The sequence below is a fragment of the Nocardioides sp. FY1077 genome, assembly GCF_058681775.1.
Window position 1 is genome coordinate 1 of the sequence record NZ_JBZWDB010000004.1, and the last position, 16,489, is coordinate 16,489.

At 73.1% G+C, this 16,489-nt stretch carries 14 protein-coding genes, 1 tRNA gene and 1 rRNA gene; 7 read left to right on the top strand and 9 right to left on the bottom strand.

Annotated elements, in window-relative coordinates:
* Positions 1-245: 245 nt before the first annotated feature.
* Both rrf and AC4OR8_RS15190 read left to right on the top strand, forming a co-directional pair.
* Positions 246-362 (top strand): 5S ribosomal RNA (gene rrf / locus AC4OR8_RS15185).
* Positions 363-687: 325 nt separating this feature from the next.
* On the top strand, positions 688-1,392 hold the full coding sequence (locus tag AC4OR8_RS15190; RefSeq protein ID WP_492166430.1) for a tetratricopeptide repeat protein: 705 nt from the start codon (positions 688-690) through the stop codon (positions 1,390-1,392).
* Between the two features lie 38 nt (positions 1,393-1,430).
* On the opposite strand, the gene AC4OR8_RS15195 is transcribed toward AC4OR8_RS15190, so the two are convergent.
* A complete protein-coding gene (locus tag AC4OR8_RS15195) occupies positions 1,431-1,970 on the bottom strand; it encodes a hypothetical protein (RefSeq protein WP_492166431.1) in 540 nt (179 codons plus the stop codon).
* A 195-nt stretch (positions 1,971-2,165) separates the two neighbouring features.
* Here AC4OR8_RS15195 and AC4OR8_RS15200 point away from each other — a divergent pair, with 195 nt between their 5' ends.
* Positions 2,166-2,684: a DUF3145 domain-containing protein gene (locus AC4OR8_RS15200; RefSeq protein WP_492166432.1), complete on the top strand. Its 519-nt coding sequence runs from the start codon at positions 2,166-2,168 to the stop codon at positions 2,682-2,684.
* An 86-nt stretch (positions 2,685-2,770) separates the two neighbouring features.
* On the opposite strand, the gene AC4OR8_RS15205 is transcribed toward AC4OR8_RS15200, so the two are convergent.
* The 6 genes from AC4OR8_RS15205 to AC4OR8_RS15230 all read right to left on the bottom strand — a co-directional run bounded on the left by AC4OR8_RS15205 (position 2,771) and on the right by AC4OR8_RS15230 (position 9,376).
* The gene (locus tag AC4OR8_RS15205; protein ID WP_492166433.1) at positions 2,771-4,207 is read right to left on the bottom strand and encodes a carboxyl transferase domain-containing protein; all 1,437 of its coding nucleotides are present in this window, start codon (positions 4,205-4,207) and stop codon (positions 2,771-2,773) included.
* On the bottom strand, positions 4,204-5,463 hold the full coding sequence (locus AC4OR8_RS15210; RefSeq protein ID WP_492166434.1) for a beta-ketoacyl-[acyl-carrier-protein] synthase family protein: 1,260 nt from the start codon (positions 5,461-5,463) through the stop codon (positions 4,204-4,206). The genes AC4OR8_RS15205 and AC4OR8_RS15210 overlap by 4 nt, the downstream gene beginning before the upstream one ends.
* A 103-nt stretch (positions 5,464-5,566) precedes the next feature.
* Positions 5,567-5,812, bottom strand: coding sequence for an acyl carrier protein (locus tag AC4OR8_RS15215; protein WP_492166435.1), 246 nt, complete (start codon positions 5,810-5,812; stop codon positions 5,567-5,569).
* A 93-nt stretch (positions 5,813-5,905) separates the two neighbouring features.
* Positions 5,906-6,904, bottom strand: coding sequence for a beta-ketoacyl-ACP synthase III (locus AC4OR8_RS15220; RefSeq protein WP_492166436.1), 999 nt, complete (start codon positions 6,902-6,904; stop codon positions 5,906-5,908).
* On the bottom strand, positions 6,904-8,091 hold the full coding sequence (locus AC4OR8_RS15225; protein WP_492166437.1) for an acyltransferase domain-containing protein: 1,188 nt from the start codon (positions 8,089-8,091) through the stop codon (positions 6,904-6,906). Before AC4OR8_RS15225 ends, AC4OR8_RS15220 begins: the two co-directional genes overlap by 1 nt.
* 79 nt (positions 8,092-8,170) lie before the next feature.
* On the bottom strand, positions 8,171-9,376 hold the full coding sequence (locus AC4OR8_RS15230; RefSeq protein WP_492166438.1) for a PucR family transcriptional regulator: 1,206 nt from the start codon (positions 9,374-9,376) through the stop codon (positions 8,171-8,173).
* Between the two features lie 109 nt (positions 9,377-9,485).
* On the opposite strand from AC4OR8_RS15230, the gene AC4OR8_RS15235 reads away from it, so the two are divergent.
* Positions 9,486-10,448 (top strand): alpha/beta fold hydrolase, encoded by a 963-nt coding sequence (locus AC4OR8_RS15235; RefSeq protein WP_492166439.1) that lies wholly within the window; start codon positions 9,486-9,488, stop codon positions 10,446-10,448.
* An 87-nt stretch (positions 10,449-10,535) separates the two neighbouring features.
* On the opposite strand, the gene aceE is transcribed toward AC4OR8_RS15235, so the two are convergent.
* Positions 10,536-13,274: a pyruvate dehydrogenase (acetyl-transferring), homodimeric type gene (aceE, locus tag AC4OR8_RS15240; protein WP_492166793.1), complete on the bottom strand. Its 2,739-nt coding sequence runs from the start codon at positions 13,272-13,274 to the stop codon at positions 10,536-10,538.
* 331 nt (positions 13,275-13,605) lie between these two features.
* Between aceE and AC4OR8_RS15245 the strand changes: the two genes are divergently transcribed.
* The 3 genes from AC4OR8_RS15245 (at position 13,606) to AC4OR8_RS15255 (ending at position 16,334) form a co-directional block, all read left to right on the top strand.
* Positions 13,606-14,082: a DUF3052 domain-containing protein gene (locus AC4OR8_RS15245; protein WP_492166440.1), complete on the top strand. Its 477-nt coding sequence runs from the start codon at positions 13,606-13,608 to the stop codon at positions 14,080-14,082.
* Positions 14,083-14,208: 126 nt separating this feature from the next.
* Positions 14,209-15,843 carry an AMP-binding protein gene (locus AC4OR8_RS15250; protein ID WP_492166441.1) on the top strand — a complete coding sequence of 545 codons (1,635 nt, stop codon included), beginning with the start codon at positions 14,209-14,211 and terminating at the stop codon, positions 15,841-15,843.
* Complete coding sequence (locus tag AC4OR8_RS15255; RefSeq protein WP_492166442.1) at positions 15,840-16,334, top strand: peroxiredoxin; 495 nt, start codon at positions 15,840-15,842, stop codon at positions 16,332-16,334. Before AC4OR8_RS15250 ends, AC4OR8_RS15255 begins: the two co-directional genes overlap by 4 nt.
* A gap of 49 nt (positions 16,335-16,383) precedes the next feature.
* Here AC4OR8_RS15255 and AC4OR8_RS15260 read toward each other — a convergent pair.
* A tRNA-Val gene (locus AC4OR8_RS15260) sits at positions 16,384-16,458 on the bottom strand.
* Positions 16,459-16,489: the final 31 nt, after the last annotated feature.

The window sequence follows — 16,489 nt, forward strand, 5'->3', positions numbered from 1 at the left end:
AGGTGTACAGCAGTGATGCCTAGCCGACCGGTACTAATAGGCCGAGGGCTTGTCCCACACTCATTCAACACAACCTGCAAAGGCTGTTGTTGACAGCGATTGTGTGTCTACACGCCGCACGTTTTAGCGTATGTTCGCGTCCACGAACCAGTCATGATCAGTGACATTCATAGTCTTGGAGCCCCCAAGACCGCCCTCGACGTGTGTGTTGTCGGGGTGTGTGGTGTGGGGGTGTCCGTCAGAGTTACGGCGGCCATGGCGAAAGGGAAACACCCGGTCCCATCCCGAACCCGGAAGTTAAGCCTTTCAGCGCCGATGGTACTGCAACCGAGAGGTTGTGGGAGAGTAGGACGCCGCCGGACCTACACTACGTAGAGGCCACCTTCGGGTGGCCTCTACGGCATTTCAGACCAGTTGCACCATGTGGGGCCGTGCGCCGGCCCGGAGGAGAGTGACCTCGTGGCCGAGGACCGACGCGGAAACCAGCGACCTGCCCGGAGCGGCAGCCGTCCGCAGGACCAGCGAGGCGCGTCCGCGAGCGGGTCGCGCGACGGGCGTCCCGCCCGCGGTGGCTCGTCGACCGGCGGCCGATCCGGTGCGCCTGCGAAGGCCGCGGGCAGCCGGGGCCGCTCGGACGACCGTCCCGGCCGCAAGAGCGACTGGAAGCGTCCCGCGGAGAAGCAGCAGGTGCCGCGCACCGCGACGCAGGAGGAGTACGACGGCCCGGAGCTGCCCGAGGAGGTCACCGGTCGCGAGCTCGACCGGTCGGTGGCCGCCCAGCTGAAGGGACTGCCGGAGAAGCTGGCCGCCCGGGTGGCCCGCCACCTCGCTGCCGCCGGGATGCTGCTCGACGACGACCCGGAGACCGCCTACCGGCACACCGTGGCCGCGCGTGCCCGCGCCCCGCGCATCGCGGTGGTGCGCGAGGCGTCGGGTGAGGCGGCCTACGCCGCCGGCCACTACGCCGAGGCCCTGGCCGAGCTGCGTGCCGCGAAGCGGATGAACGGCGCGACGGCGTACCTGCCGATCATGGCCGACTGCCACCGCGCCCTGGGCCACCCGGAGCAGGCCCTCAAGCTGGCCAAGAGCCCGTCGGTGGTCAACTTCTCCCCGGAGGCGAAGGCCGAGATGACGATCGTCGAGGCCGGTGCCCGTCGTGACATGGGTCAGCTCGACGCTGCCCTGCGCACCCTCGAGCTCGCCCCGCTGAACAACAAGACCCGCGCGTCGTGGGTGGTGCGGCTGCGCTACGCGTACGCCGACACGTTGGTGACCGCGGGGCGTCAGCAGGACGCGCTGCAGTGGTTCCACCGCACCCACGCCATCGACGCCGACGAGCTGACCGACGCTGCGGCCCGCGCCGACGCGCTCGAGGCCTCGCTCGGCGACTGACCACTTCGTACGCCCGGGGCCTGCCCGCCGCCTGCCGGTCAGGGCGCGACGACCTCGACCAGCACGGAGACACCGGCCGGCTGGGTGGCCCAGCGCACGCCCTCGCGGTAGGACACCCGCACCGTGTCGACGTCCACGCGGCCTGCTGCCTCGGCGGTGACGCGCAGGACGAGCGAGTCGCCGGGGCGCATCACCTCATCGTCCGGCTCGCGCAGGTCGGCGCAGAACGGCTCGGCGTCACCGGTGACCCCGACGCCGCCACCCACGCACAGCAGGGGCTCGAGGTCCACCGCCGTGGTCGCCTCCGCCCGCACGTGCACACCCGCGAGCTCCAGGGTGCGGTCGGGAGGTGCTTCGAAGAGGCCCAGGTACACCGTCTCGCCGGGGGCGGTGGTGCCGCGCACCTCCCCGCCGGTCGAGAGTGCCGGGGGACGGGTGAGGTACCACGCCACCAGCGCTGCGGCCCCGGCCACGGCGAGCACCACCAGGACGACGGCCCACCGCCGGTCGAGGCGTCCCAGGCGCAGCGCCGGTGTCGCCGGCGCAGCCGTGTCGGGTCCGGCGGGGTGCGTGGGCATGACCGGCAGCCTAGGCCAGGACGGGCGCGCCCACGCCGGAGTCCGGCAGGCCTGGTGCGGCGGTTCCCCTGGTGCTCAGGCGCCCCGTGCGCCACAATGGGACCACAACTGACACCTGTGTCATTCGTGCACCGACATCTCCTGACGAGACCGCTGGGGAAGGCGTAGCTCGCGCCGGAGATGAAGGAGACCACGGTGACCGCACACACTGCCACCCGTTCCACGACGAGGGGCGTGCTCTACGTGCACTCAGCGCCCTCGGCGCTGTGCCCGCACGTCGAGTGGGCCGTCGCCGGGGTCCTGGGATCCGAGGTGAGCCTCGACTGGACGCCGCAGCCGGCGCAGTCGGGGACCTACCGCGCGGAGCTGTCCTGGGCGGCCTCGCCCGGCTCGGCCGCGTCGATGACCTCCGCGCTCAGAGGCTGGAACCAGCTCCGCTTCGAGGCCACGGAGGAGCCGACGTCGGCCTCCGAGGGCACGCGGTTCTCCTACACCCCCGAGCTCGGCGTCTTCCACGCCGTCACCGGGCTGCACGGTGACCTGATGATCCCCGAGGACCGCCTGAAGGCCGCGGTGGTGAAGGCGGCGCTGGGGGAGACCACGGTGCTGAACGAGATCGACAAGCTCCTCGGCAAGCCCTGGGACGACGAGCTCGAGACGTTCCGCCACGCCGGGGACGGCGCTCCTGTGCGCTGGCTGCACCAGGTGGTCTGAGCACCCGCACCCGCCCGTACAGCGACGGCCGGTCTCCCCGCGAGGGGAGACCGGCCGTCGTCGTACGCGCTGTGCCGTGCCTGTCGTCAGAGCGGGATGTTGCCGTGGGCGCCGTGGCGCACCCCGACGGTCTGCACGGCCTCGTCGATCGCGCGCGCGATGGCGCTGCGGGTGCGCGAGGGCTCCACGACTTCGTCGACCACCCCGATCTCGACGGCCCTGTCGACACCGCCGGCGATGCGCTCGTGCTCGGCGGCGAGCTCGGCCTCGACGCGGGGGCGGATGTCGGGCGGCACCTCGGCCAGCTTGCGGCGGTGCAGGATGCGCACCGCAGCGACCGCGCCCATCACCGCGACCTCGGCCCCGGGCCAGGCGAACACCTTGGTGGCGCCCAGCGAGCGGGCGTTCATCGCGATGTAGGCGCCGCCGTAGGTCTTGCGCGTCACCAGCGTCACCCGTGGCACGACGGACTCACCGAACGCGTGCAGCAGCTTCGCCCCGCGCCGCACGACGCCGTCCCACTCCTGGCCGACACCGGGCAGGTAGCCGGGCACGTCGACCAGGACGACCAGCGGCACACCGAACGCGTCGCACATCCGCACGAACCGGCTGGCCTTCTCGGCCGACAGCGAGTCGAGGCAGCCTCCGAGGCGCAGCGGGTTGTTGGCGACCACGCCGACGGTGCGGCCACCGAGGCGGCCCAGGGCGGTGACGATGTTGGGCGCCCAGCGCGCGTGCAGCTCCTGGGTGGTGCCCTCGTCGAGCACCGCCTCGACCAGCGGGTGCACGTCGTAGGCCCGCTTGCGCGACTCCGGCAGCAGCGCCTCGAGGTCCTGGTCGGCGACGTCGTCGACCACCAGGCTGCCCTGGGCGCCGAGCAGCGAGGCCACGCCGCGGGCGCGCTGGAGCGCCTCGGCCTCGGAGTCGGTGAGGATGTGCACGACACCAGAGCGGCGTCCGTGGGGCTCGGGACCGCCCAGGCGGAGCATGTCGACGTCCTCGCCCGTCACCGAGCGCACGACGTCGGGGCCGGTGACGAAGATGCGCCCCTCGGGCCCGAGGATCACCACGTCGGTCAGCGCGGGGCCGTACGCGGCGCCGCCGGCGGCCGGGCCCAGCACGACCGAGACCTGCGGGATGGTGCCCGAGGCCTGCGTCATGGCGTGGAAGATGCGGCCCACGGCGTGCAGCGACAGCACGCCCTCGGCCAGCCGGGCGCCGCCGGAGTGCCAGAGCCCGACGATCGGCACCCGGTCGGTGAGCGCGCGGTGGTAGGCGTCGACCACCACGCGGCAGCCGACGTCGCCCATGGCGCCGCCCATCACGGTGGCGTCGGAGCAGAACGCCACGACCGGTGAGCCGTCGACGGTGCCGAGCGCGGACAGCATCCCGCTGTCGTCGTCGGGGCTGAGCAGCTGCATGGAGTCGTCGTCGAAGAAGGCGCGCAGCCGCAGCGCCGGGTGGCGCGGGTCCTCCTCGCGCGGGAGCCGGGCCGGGCGGGCCGGGGGCGCCTCGACGCTCACCGGTAGGTCCCGAACGCCACGGCGACGTTGGCGCCGCCGAAGCCGAAGGAGTTGTTCAGCGCCACCAGGTCGCCGTCGGGCAGCGAGCGTGCCGACGTGGCGATGTCGAGCTCGACGGCGGGGTCCTGGTCGTCGAGGTTGATCGTCGGCGGCACGGTGCGGTGGTGCAGCGCCAGGACGGTCGCGATCGACTCCAGCGCACCCGCCCCGCCGAGGAGGTGGCCGGTCATCGACTTGGTGCTGGTGACGACGACGTCGGTGGCGTGGGAGCCCATCACGGCGTGCAGCATCAGCCCCTCGGCGATGTCGCCCTGCGGCGTGGAGGTGGCGTGGGCGTTGACGTGCACGATGTCGCTCGCGCTGATGTCGGACTCGAGCACCGCGCGCTTGATGGCGCGGGTGCCGCCGCGGCCCTCGGGGTCGGGCTGGGCGATGTCGTGGGAGTCGGCGGTGATGCCGGCGCCGAGCACCTCGGCGTAGATCCGGGCGCCGCGCGCGAGCGCGTGCTCCTCCGACTCCAGCACCAGGACGCCGGCGCCCTCGCCGAGCACGAACCCGTCGCGGCCGGTGTCCCAGGGCCGCGAGACCGTGGTGGGGTCGCCACCCTCCTCGCTGCCGGTCTTCGACAGCGCCATCATGTTGGCGAACGCGGCCATCGGCAGCGGGTGGATCGCCGCCTCGGTGCCGCCGGCGACGACGACGTCGACGCGGCCGAGCCGGATCTGGTCGATGGCCAGCGCGATCGACTCGCTGCCGGAGGCGCACGCGGAGATGGGGGTGTTCACCGCGCCGCGCGCGCCGACGTACAGGCTGATGTTGGCGGCGGGGGCGTTGGGCATGAGCATGGGCACGGCGAGGGGGGAGACCCGGCGCGGGCCCTTCTCCTTGAGCACGTCGTAGTTCGACAGCAGGGTGGTGACCCCGCCGATGCCGGAGGCCATGGCCACGCCGAGGCGGTCGCGGTCGACCTCGACGGCGTCGAGGCCGGAGTCCTTCCAGGCCTCCATGGCGGCGACCATCGCGAACTGCGAGGAGCGGTCGAGACGGCGCGCCTTGACGCGCTCGAGCACCTCGGTGGGCTCGACGGCGACGCGGCCGGCGATCTTGACCGGCATCTCCGCGGCCCAGTCGTCGGTGAGGGCGCGGACGCCGGAGCGTCCGTCGACCAGGGCGGCCCACGTGCTGGCGACGTCGCCGCCGACGGGGCTGGTGGTGCCGAGACCGGTCACCACGACTCGGGTACGGGCTGTTGACATGGACGAGCCATCCTCACGTGCAGGTGGTGGACGCGCCGGGCGGGGATCGCCCGCCCGGCGCGGGGTGCTGCGGGAGTGCCGCCGGGAGCCCGGCGGCGGGGGGTCAGGCGGAGGCGCGCTCGATGAAGGCGACGGCGTCGCCGACGGTCTTCAGGTTCTTCACCTCGTCGTCGGGGATGGACACGCCGAACTTCTCCTCGGCGGCCACCACGACCTCGACCATCGACAGGGAGTCGACCTCGAGGTCGTCGACGAAGGACTTGTCGAGCTGCACGTCGTCGGCGTCCACGCCGGCGACCTCGTTGACGATCTCGGCGAGGTCGGAGCGGATCTCTTCGGTGGTGGGCATCGTGTGCTTCCTTCTTTCTGGGTGGGTCCTCGGGGGATGACCCGAGGGGGGTGCGGGTCGGTCTGGGGGCCGGGCGGCCGGGGCGGCCCGGGGTCAGGGGACGACGACGACCTGGGCGGCGTACGACAGCCCGGCGCCGAACGCGATGACCAGGGCGAGGTCGCCGGAGCGGGCGTCGCCCTCGGCGACCATGCGGTCGAGGGCCAGCGGGATCGAGGCCGCGGAGGTGTTGCCCTGCTCGGCGATGTCGCGGGCGATGCGCACCGTGCCGGGCAGCTTCATCGCCCGTGCCATCGCGTCGGTGATGCGCATGTTGGCCTGGTGGGGCACGAAGCAGTCCAGGTCGTCGACGGTGATGCCGGCGCGCTCGACGGCCTCCAGACCGGTCTTGGCCATCTGGAAGGAGGCCCAGCGGAAGACGGCGTTGCCCTGCATGACCAGGTGCGGCGTGCGGGGCTCGTCGGAGGCCAGCACGTCGCGCCAGTCCTGGCGGGTGCGGATCAGGTCGTACTGCTCGCCGTCGGAGCCCCAGACGACCGGGCCGATGCCGGGGGTCTCGCTCGGCCCCACGACGACCGCGCCGGCGCCGTCGGCGAAGATGAAGGCGGTGCCGCGGTCGGTGGGGTCGGTGATCTCCGAGAGCTTCTCGACGCCGATCACCAGGACCTGGGTGGCGCTGCCGCCGCGCACCAGGTCGGAGGCCAGGGCGATCCCGTGGCAGAAGCCGGCGCAGGCCGCCGAGATGTCGAACGCCGGGGCGTGGTCGGTGCCGAGCTCGTGGGCCACGGCGGTGGCCAGCGACGGGGTGGCCAGGTGGTGGCTCACGGTCGCGACGATGACGCAGTCGACGTCGGTGGCCTGCAGGCCGGAGCGCTCGATCGCGGTGCGGGCCGCGGCGACCGCCATGACCTGCACGGTCTCCTCGTCGGTGGCCCAGCGGCGCTCCTTGATGCCCGAGCGCTGCTGGATCCACTCGTCGGAGGAGTCGATGCCGCCGACGACCTCGGAGTTGGGCACCACGCGGGAGGGCCGGTAGCTGCCGACGGAGCGGATGGCGGCGTGGGCGGCGCCCTGGGGGGTCACCAGCGGCATCAGGAGCCGCCTCCCTCGGGGTGCAGGCGCACCAGCGGCTGGCCGGGGGAGACCAGGTCGCCGTCCTCGACGAGCCACTCGACGACCTGGCCGCCGTGGGCCGCGGTGACGCCGACCTTGTCGCGCGAGCTGGCGACGTCGCCGATGGGGGCGCCGGCCGCGAGCACGGCGGAGTCGGCGGCCTGGGCGTCGAGGTGGAACGTGCCCTTGCTCGGCGAGACCACGAGGCGCCACGTCGGGCTGGTGTCCATCTGCGACGACTCGCCGTGCTTGTCGCAGAACGCGCGGGCCTCGTCGAGCTGGTCGAAGGTCTTCAGCGCGAAGGTCTCGACGCCCTTCAGCGCCCGCTTCGCGATGCCGGTGAGCGTGCCGGCCGGCGGCATCTCGAGGATGCCGGTGACGCCGAGGTCCTCCATGGTGTCGAGGCACAGGTCCCAACGCACGGGGTGGGCGATCTGGCCCACGAGGCGACGCAGCACCTCGCGGCCGTCGTGCACGACCTGGCCGTCGCGGTTGGAGATCACGCGGGTACGCGGGTCGTGGGTCGACACCGCACGGGCGAGGTGGGCCAGGCGCCCGACGGCGGGCTCCATGTGGTGGGTGTGGAAGGCGCCGGCCACCGGCAGCGGGATCAGCCGGGCCTTGGCGGGCGGGGCGTCGCGGAACGCCGCGAGCTGCTCGAGCGTGCCCGCCGCGACGACCTGGCCCGGGCCGTTGTCGTTGGCCGCGGTGAGGCCGTGCGCGACCAGCGAGGCCAGCACCTCCTCGCGGTCACCACCCAGGACCGCGGTCATCCCGGTCGGGGTGGTCGCGGCGGCGTCGGCCATGGCGTTGCCTCGCTCGCGCACCAGCACCATCGCCTGCTCGGCGGTGATCACCCGGGCGCCCGCGGCCGCGGCGATCTCGCCGACCGAGTGCCCGGCGACGGCCCCGATGCGCTCGAAGCCGTCGGACGGGTGGGGGAAGAGGGCCAGCGCCGTCACCAGGCCGGTGGCGACCAGCAGCGGCTGCGCCACCTTGGTGTCACGGATGGTCTCGGCGTCCGAGGTGGTGCCGTGGGCGACCAGGTCGATGTCGGCGACCGTCGAGAGCCACTCGAAACGAGCGGCGAACGCGGGGTCCTCCAACCAGGGGGTGAGGAATCCGGGCGACTGGGCTCCCTGACCGGGAGCGACGATGACGAGCACGGGCTCCACTGTGCCGTGGTCGGCGCCCCGACCCCACCACAGGCGCGCACGAGAAGACCCGGGGAACTTTGTCGGGTTCCTACAAGTTCGGTCGTGGCTCGGGGGGGCGGGTGCGACCCGACTGGCGACCCAGGACCAGGGCCACCTCGAGGGTGAAGGCGTCGCGCGGCTCGGAGGGGGAGTAGCCAGTCAGGTCGCCCACCTGGCGCAGGCGGTAGCGCACCGTGTTGGGGTGCACGAACAGGGCCCGCGCCGCGCCCTCCACCGACCCGCCGCCGGCCAGGAACGCCGCGAGGGTCTCGATCAGGGTGCCGCGCGCGCCGACGAGGCGCAGGTAGACGTCCTCGACGAGGTGGCGGCGAGCGTGGCCGTCACCGACCAGCACCCGCTCGGGCAGCAGGTCCTGGGCCAGCACGGGACGCGGGGCGTCGGGCCAGCCGCTCGCGGCGCGCTGGCCGGAGACGGCCGCGCGCGCCGAGACGTGGGCCCCGCCGAGGCTGTCGGTGGCCGGGCCGACCACCACGGGGCCGTCCCCGAACAGGTCGACGACCGCGTCGGCCGCACGTCGTGGCTCGGTGACGCCACCGAGGATCACCACCAGCCGGTCGCCCTGCACCGCGCACAGCGCGTCCATGCCCGCGGCCCGGGCACCGCGGCGGGCCTCCTCGAACAGGTCGGTCTCCGCGCGGCGTGCGGGGGCGGGGCCGAGCACCACGACCACCTGGCCGCGCGCGGTCCAGCCCAGCGCGCTGGCGCGCGACAGCACGGTCTCGTCGGCCTCGGCGCGCAGCACCGAGTCGACGACGAGGGCCTCGAGCCGCGCGTCCCAGGCACCGCGCACCTCCGCGGCGCGGGCGTACACCTCGGCGGTGGCGAAGGCGATCTCGCGGGCGTAGCGCAGCAGCGCCGCGTGGACGTCGGCGGCCTCCTCGGGCTCGAGCACCGAGTCGACGTTGCTCTCGACGACCTCGATGGAGAGCCGCACGAGGTCGACGGTCTGGCCCAGCGTGATCACCCCGGCCAGCGTGCGGGGCGCGGCCTCGAACACCGACCCCGCCAGCGCGGGCCCCGAGCCCGGCGTGCCGCCGTCCTGGCCGTACCACTCCACGAAGCCGCGGACGCCGGCCTGCACGATCAGGCCCACCCAGGACCGGTCCTCGGCGCTGAGCTCGCGGAACCACGGCACGGTGTCGTCCATGCTCGTGGTGGCGGCCGTGGCCAGGGTGCCGGTGGCCCGCAGCAGACGGGCCGCGGCCCGGGCGCGGGGCGTCTCGTCGGGGGGCACGCCACGAGGCTAGGACATGACGAGCCGCGCACGGATCCGGCCGGTCGCCCGCGCCGCGGCCCGGGGTCTGCTTCAATCAGTGACAGGTCCGCGACGTCGGGAGGCACCGGTGACAGCACCGCACGAGGTCCAGCACCTCACCATCCACGGCTACCGCCGGGCGTTCGTCAAGGTCGGCCAGGGGCCTGTGGTCCTGCTGCTGCACGGCCTGGGCTGCGACCACACCACGTGGTCGGGGGTCATCGACGAGCTCGCCGAGCGCTACACCGTGCTCGCGCCCGACCTGCTCGGCCACGGGGCCTCCGACAAGCCGCGCGCCGACTACAGCGTCGGCGGCTACGCCAACGGGATGCGCGACCTGCTCACCCTGCTCGGCATCGACAAGGTGACCGTGGTCGGCCACAGCTTCGGCGGCGGGGTGGCGATGCAGTTCGCCTACCAGTTCCCCGAGCGCACCGAGCGGCTGGTGCTGGTGGCCTCCGGCGGCCTCGGCCCCGAGGTGTCGCCGGCGATCCGCGCCGTGAGCACCCCGGGCTTCCACCAGCTGATGGGCGTGCTGACCCTTCCCGGCGTGCGGCACGTCGGGGTCGTCGGCCTGCGGGCCGTCGCGGCCACGCCGCTGCGGGCCACCCGCGACCTCGACGAGGTCGCGGCCATCTTCGACTCGTTCAAGGACCCGCACACCCGTTCCGCGATCCAGCAGGTCGTGCGGGCCGTGGTCGACTGGCGCGGCCAGCTGGTCACGATGGCCGACCGCGCCTACCTCACCGACGCGATGCCGATGTGCGTGATCTGGGGCGCCGACGACCGGGTCATCCCGGTCTCCCACGCCGCCAACGCCGCCGAGCTGGCACCCAAGGCCCGGGTGGAGGTGCTGGAGCGGGCGGGGCACTTCCCGCACAAGGACGACCCGGTGCGGGTCGCCGCCGTCCTCGACGAGTTCGTGCGCACCACCCGCCCGGCGGTCTACAGCCGCGCCCGCTGGCGCCGGCTGCTCGACGCCGGGCCGGTCACCCCGTCGGGCCGGGCCCGCCCGGTGCCGGCCCCGGTGGCCGCCGACGCCACCGCCTGACCGACGTCACCCGCGCGACGACGAACGCCCCGGCTCGACCGCACGAGGTGCGGCCGCGCCGGGGCGTCGTGGCGTCGAGGCGGGGCCTCAGGCGTCGCCGCCCTCCTGCTTGCGTCCGGCGACCGCGGTCGGGTCGTCGATGCGGTACTGCGCGAACGCCTTCTCGACCTGCGCCGGCTCGATCTCACCGGCGTCGGCGAGCGCCTGGAGCGTGCGCACCACCAGCGACTCGGCGTCGATGTTGAAGAAGCGGCGTGCGGCCGGGCGGGTGTCGGCGAAGCCGAACCCGTCGGCGCCCAGCACGCAGTAGTCACCGGGCACCCAGCGCGCGATCTGCAGCGGCACCGCGGCCATGAAGTCCGAGACGGCGAGGAACGGGCCCTCGGCGCCGGCGAGCTTGTCGGTGACGTACGGCGTGCGCGGCGTCTCGCCCGGGTGCAGCAGGTTCCACTGCTCGGCGGCGAGGGCGTCGCGGGACAGCTCGTTCCACGAGGTGACCGACCAGGTGTCGGCCTGCACGCCCCACTCCTCGCGCAGCATCCGCGCGGCCTCGGTGACCCAGGGGAAGCCGACGCCGGAGCCGAGCAGCTGCACCCGGGGACCCTCGCCCTCGGAGCTGTCGACGCGGTGGATGCCCTTGAGGATGCCCTCCACGTCGACGTCGGCGGGCTCGGCGGGCTGCTTGACCGGCTCGTTGTAGACGGTGAGGTAGTAGATGACGTCCTCGCCGTGCGGGTGCTCCTCGGTGGAGCCGTACATCTGCTGCAGACCGGTCTGCATGATGTGGCTGAGCTCGTAGGCGAACGCGGGGTCGTAGTGCTTGACCGCCGGGTTGCTGCTGGCCAGCAGCGGGGAGTGCCCGTCGGCGTGCTGCAGGCCCTCGCCGGTCAGCGTGGTGCGTCCGGCGGTGGCGCCGATGAGGAACCCGCGCGCCAGCTGGTCGGCCATCGCCCAGATGGAGTCGCCCGTGCGCTGGAAGCCGAACATCGAGTAGAAGATGTAGAACGGGATCATGTGCTCGCCGTGGGTCGAGTACGCCGATCCCGCGGCGGTCGCCGAGGCCATCGCGCCGGCCTCGGAGATGCCCTCGTGCAGCATCTGGCCCTGGGTCGACTCCTTGTAGGAGAGCAACAACTTGCGGTCGACCGACTCGTACTGCTGGCCGCCCGGGTTGTACACCTTCGCGCTCGGGAACATCGCGTCCATGCCGAAGGTGCGGTACTCGTCGGGCGCGATCGGCACGAGGCGCTGGCCGATCTCCGGGTCCTTCATCCAGTCCTTGAGCAGGCGCACGACGGCCATCGTGGTGGCCACCGAGTTCTTGCCCGAGCCCTTCTTCAGGTCGGCGTAGAGCTTGTCGGCCGGCAGCGTGAGCGGCTTCGCGCGCACCAGGCGGCGCGGCACCGAGCCACCGAGCTGGCGACGGCGCTCGAGCATGTACTCGATCTCCGGGGACTTCTCGCCGGGGTGGAAGAACGGCGCGGCGCCGGTCTCCTCGTAGGACCGCTCGAGGTCGCGGTCGGAGATCGGCAGGTAGAGCCGGTCGCGGAACTTCTTGAGGTCCTCGGGGGTCAGCTTCTTCATCTGGTGGGTGGCGTTCTTGCCCTCGAGGGCGTCGATCGTCCAGCCCTTGACGGTCTTGGCCAGGATCACCGTCGGCTGGCCGACGTGCTTGGTGGCGGCGTCGAAGGCGGCGTACACCTTGCGGTAGTCGTGACCGCCGCGCGGCAGCTTCTGGATCTGCTGGTCGCTCATGTGCTCGACCATCTTGCGCAGGCGCGGGTCGCCGCCGAAGAAGCTCTCCCGCACGTAGCCGCCGTCCTCGACGGAGTAGGTCTGGAACGCGCCGTCGGGGGTGGCGTTCATCTTGTTGACCAGGACGCCGTCGACGTCGCGGGCGAGCAGCTGGTCCCACTCGCGGCCCCAGACGACCTTGATCACGTTCCACCCGGCGCCGCGGAAGTTGGCCTCGAGCTCCTGGATGATCTTGCCGTTGCCGGTGACCGGGCCGTCGAGCTGCTGGAGGTTGCAGTTGATGACCCAGGTGAGGTTATCGAGCTCCTCACGTGCGGCGATGCGGATGGCGCCGAGCGACTCGGGCTCGGCCATCTCGCCGTCGCCGAGGAACGCCCACACGTGCTGGTTGCTGGTGTCCTTTACGCCGCGGTTGTGCAGGTAGCGGTTGAACCGGGCCTGGTAGATCGAGTTGATGCCGGTCAGGCCCATCGAGACGGTGGGGAACTCCCAGAACTCGGGCATCAGGCGCGGGTGGGGGTAGGACGGCAGGCCCTTGCCGGCGCCGTGCTGCACCTCCTGGCGGAAGCGGTAGAGCTGCTCCTCGCTCAGCCGGCCCTCGAGGAAGGCACGCGAGTAGATGCCGGGGGAGGCGTGGCCCTGGATGTAGATCTGGTCGCCGCCGCCGGGGGCGTCCTTGCCCTGGAAGAAGTGGTTGAAGCCGACCTCGTAGAGGCTGGCCGACGACTGGTAGGTCGCGATGTGCCCGCCGACCTCGAGGCCCTTGCGGTTGGCGCTGGACACCATCACCGCGGCGTTCCAGCGGATGAAGGCGCGGATGCGGCGCTCGGCCTCCTCGTCGCCGGGGAACCACGGCTCTCGCTCGGGCGGGATCGTGTTGATGTAGTCGGTGCTGCGCAGCGCGGGCACACCGACGTTCATCTCGCGGGCGCGCTCGAGCAGGCGCAGCATCACGTAGCGCGCGCGCTCGCGGCCGCGCTCGTCGACGAGGGAGTCGAACGACTCGATCCAGTCGTGGGTCTCGTCCGGGTCGATGTCGGGCAGCTGGGTGGGCAGCCCCTCGTGGATCACCGCAGGAGCAGGGCCCGAGCGTGCGGCGCCGGTGGTGGTGGCGCCGGCCGCGTCGGGGGACTTGTCGGCGGTCCCGTCAGCGGTCGAGGTGGTGCCGGACGGGGTGGATGAGTCATCGGTCACTCCCTCATCGTGGCACGCGCTCCCGGCCCACGGAATCTACCCGCGGGTAGCGTGCGGAAGGGTTCGCTGAGCGCCGCCGGGCGTCCGATCACCGGACCGACGACGCTCCCGGGGTGGGCATCGGCTTGCGCCGGGGCCGGTACTCCGCTGGACTATCCACAGCCGAGGTCCGTCCGAGGACCCTGGTGCACGGCGACTGGAGGACTCAGTGAGCTCGACCGCGGGTGGCGGGTCCACCCAGACAGGCCCCACGACCACCACCGATCCCGACCGCCCGAGCGGCGCGGCCGCCACCCCGGCGGGGCGGCTCGGCCTCACCGCGGGCATGGTCGTGCAGGAGCTGGGCTGGGACGACGACACCGACGACGACCTGCGCGTCTCCATCGAGGACACCATCGACGCCGACATGGTCGACGGTGACCACGGCAACGTGGTCGACGCGGTCCTGCTCTGGTGGCGTGCCGACGACGGCGACCTCGTCGACGGCCTGGTCGACTCCCTCACCGACCTCGTCGGCGGCGGCTCCATCTGGGTGCTGACGCCGAAGGTGGGACGCCCCGGTGCGGTCGACGCCGCCGACATCGCCGAGGCCGCGCCGGTCGCCGGGCTCGCGCTGACGACCACCGCCGCGGTGAGCAAGGACTGGGCGGCCACGCGGCTGCTCGCCCCGAAGACCCCGGCCTGAGGGCCGCACCCTCCGGTCCACCGGCCGGTGGGGTGACCCGGGGGCGCGACCTGACGTCGTACGGTGCCCCCCATCCGCCCGCCGGCACGGCGCCGGCCGGGGCCTCGACGCAGACAGGAACCGCCCGTGCTCCAGAAGATCCTCACCGGCGTCTCGGCCGCCGGCACCTCCGTGAAGGTCCTCGGGCGCGCAGGCGTCATCCGCCCCTACTCCCCGCGCGTGCTGGCCGGCCTCGCCCTCACCCTGCGCCGGTGGGGCCCGGGTCCCGCGGGCGGCTTCGCCTCGGTGGCCCTGCGCGACCCCGACGGCACCGGGATCGTCGACGAGCTCGGCAGCCTCACCTGGAGCCAGATGCACCGCCGCTCCAACGCCCTGGCCCGGGCGTTGTCCGAGCGCGGGGTCGGCGAGGGCGACGCCGTGGCGATCATGTGCCGCAACCACCGCTTCTTCCTCGACGCCACGGTCGCCGCGGCCAAGCTCGGCGCCGACGCGCTCTACCTCAACACCGCCTTCGCCGGTCCGCAGCTCGTCGAGGTGCTCGAGCGCGACCGGCCCGCGGCGCTGGTGCACGACGAGGAGTTCACCGGCCTGGTCGCCGACGCCGACGTCGACCTCACGGTGGTGGCCTGGACCGAGCCCGACGGGCCGGACGACAGCCCCGTCGACCCCGCCACCCCCACCGTGGAGGGCCTGCTGGCCGGCGCCGACGACACCGACCTCGACCCGCCGGGGCGCCACGGCCGCATCGTCATCCTCACCTCGGGCACCACCGGCACCCCGAAGGGCGCCCCGCGTAGCGAGGCCGGCATCGACGCCGGTGTCTCGCTGCTGTCGGGCCTGCCCCTGCGCAGCGCCTGGCGCACCCACATCGCCGCGCCGCTGTTCCACACCTGGGGCTACGGCCACATGGCGATGGCGATGCTGCTCGGCACCACGATGGTGCTCACCCGCCGCTTCGACCCCGAGGCGGCGCTGGCCACCCTGGAGCGCGAGCGCTGCGAGACGTTCGTGGTGATCCCGGTGATGCTGCAGCGCATCCTGGCCCTGCCCGCCGACGTGCTCGAGCGCCACGACCTGCGCCACGTCGAGGTGGTGGCGTCGTCGGGCTCCGCGCTGCCCGGCGACCTCGCGCTGACCTGGATGGACCGCTTCGGCGACAACCTCTACAGCACCTACGGCTCGACCGAGGTGGCCTACGCCAGCATCGCCGGCCCCCGCGACCTGCGCGCGGCGCCGTCGTCGGCCGGCCACCCGCCGTACGGCACGGTGGTGCGGATCCTCGACGACAAGGGCGCGGCGGTGGCGCCGGGAGAGGCCGGGCGCATCTTCGTGGGCAACGGGCTGCTGTTCGAGGGCTACACCGGCGGCGGGCACAAGGAGGTCGTCGACGGCCTGATGTCCACCGGCGACGTCGGGCGCTTCGGTGACGACGGCCGGCTCTACGTCGAGGGCCGCGACGACGAGATGATCGTCTCCGGCGGCGAGAACGTCTTCCCCAAGGAGGTCGAGGACTGCCTCGCGCGCCACCAGCACGTGGTGGAGGCCGCTGCCGTCGGCGTGGACGACGACGACTTCGGCACCCGGCTGCGGGCCTTCGTGGTCGTCGATGACGACAGCGTCGGCGCCGACGACCTCAAGGACTGGGTCAAGCAGAACCTGGCGCGCTACAAGGTGCCGCGCGAGGTGGTGCTCCTCGACGAGCTGCCGCGCAACGCCACCGGCAAGGTCCTCAAGCGCGAGCTCGCCGAGCGGGAGTCGTGAGCACCGGCGAGACCCAGGTGACGGGGACGTGCGGCCTGGCCCTCGGCTCCGCCGCGCCCGACTTCACCTTGCGCGACCAGTTCGGCCAGGACATCACGCTGTCGCACTACCGCGGCTCCAAGGCCGTGGCGATCCTGTTCTACCCCTACGCGTTCTCGGGGGTGTGCACCGGCGAGATGGCCGGCGTGCGCGACCGCCTCGCCGAGTTCATGACCTTCGACACCGACGTCGTGGCCGTCTCCTGCGACCCGACGTACGCCCTGCGCGCCTTCGCCGACGCCGACGGCCTGAACTTCCCGCTGCTCTCCGACTTCTGGCCCCACGGCGCGGTCACCCGCGCCTACGGCGTCTTCGACGAGCGGAAGGGCTGCCCCCGGCGCTCGTCGTACGTCGTCGACAAGCAGGGCGTGGTGCGTTGGGCGGTGCACAACGCCGACCCCGAGGGCCGCGACCTCGACGAGCACCTGCGCCGGCTGCAGGCCCACGCCTGAGCGTGCGCGGCCCCCGTGGGGCGGTCGCGCACCTGACGGGAGGGCAGGGTGGTGGGCGCAGAGGGGTTCGAACCCCCGACCACCTCGTTGTAAGCGAGGTGCTCTACCGCTGAGCTATGCGCCCGCGCCTCGGTGTCGCGAGGCGGGCACAGACT

Excerpts from the sequence above, each read along its gene's own strand:
- AC4OR8_RS15215 (WP_492166435.1), bottom strand. The coding sequence starts at position 5,812 with ATGCCCACCACCGAAGAGATCCGCTCCGACCTCGCCGAGATCGTCAAC.
- AC4OR8_RS15210 (WP_492166434.1), bottom strand. The coding sequence starts at position 5,463 with ATGTCAACAGCCCGTACCCGAGTCGTGGTGACCGGTCTCGGCACCACC.
- AC4OR8_RS15220 (WP_492166436.1), bottom strand. The coding sequence starts at position 6,904 with ATGCCGCTGGTGACCCCCCAGGGCGCCGCCCACGCCGCCATCCGCTCC.
- AC4OR8_RS15195 (WP_492166431.1), bottom strand. The coding sequence starts at position 1,970 with ATGCCCACGCACCCCGCCGGACCCGACACGGCTGCGCCGGCGACACCG.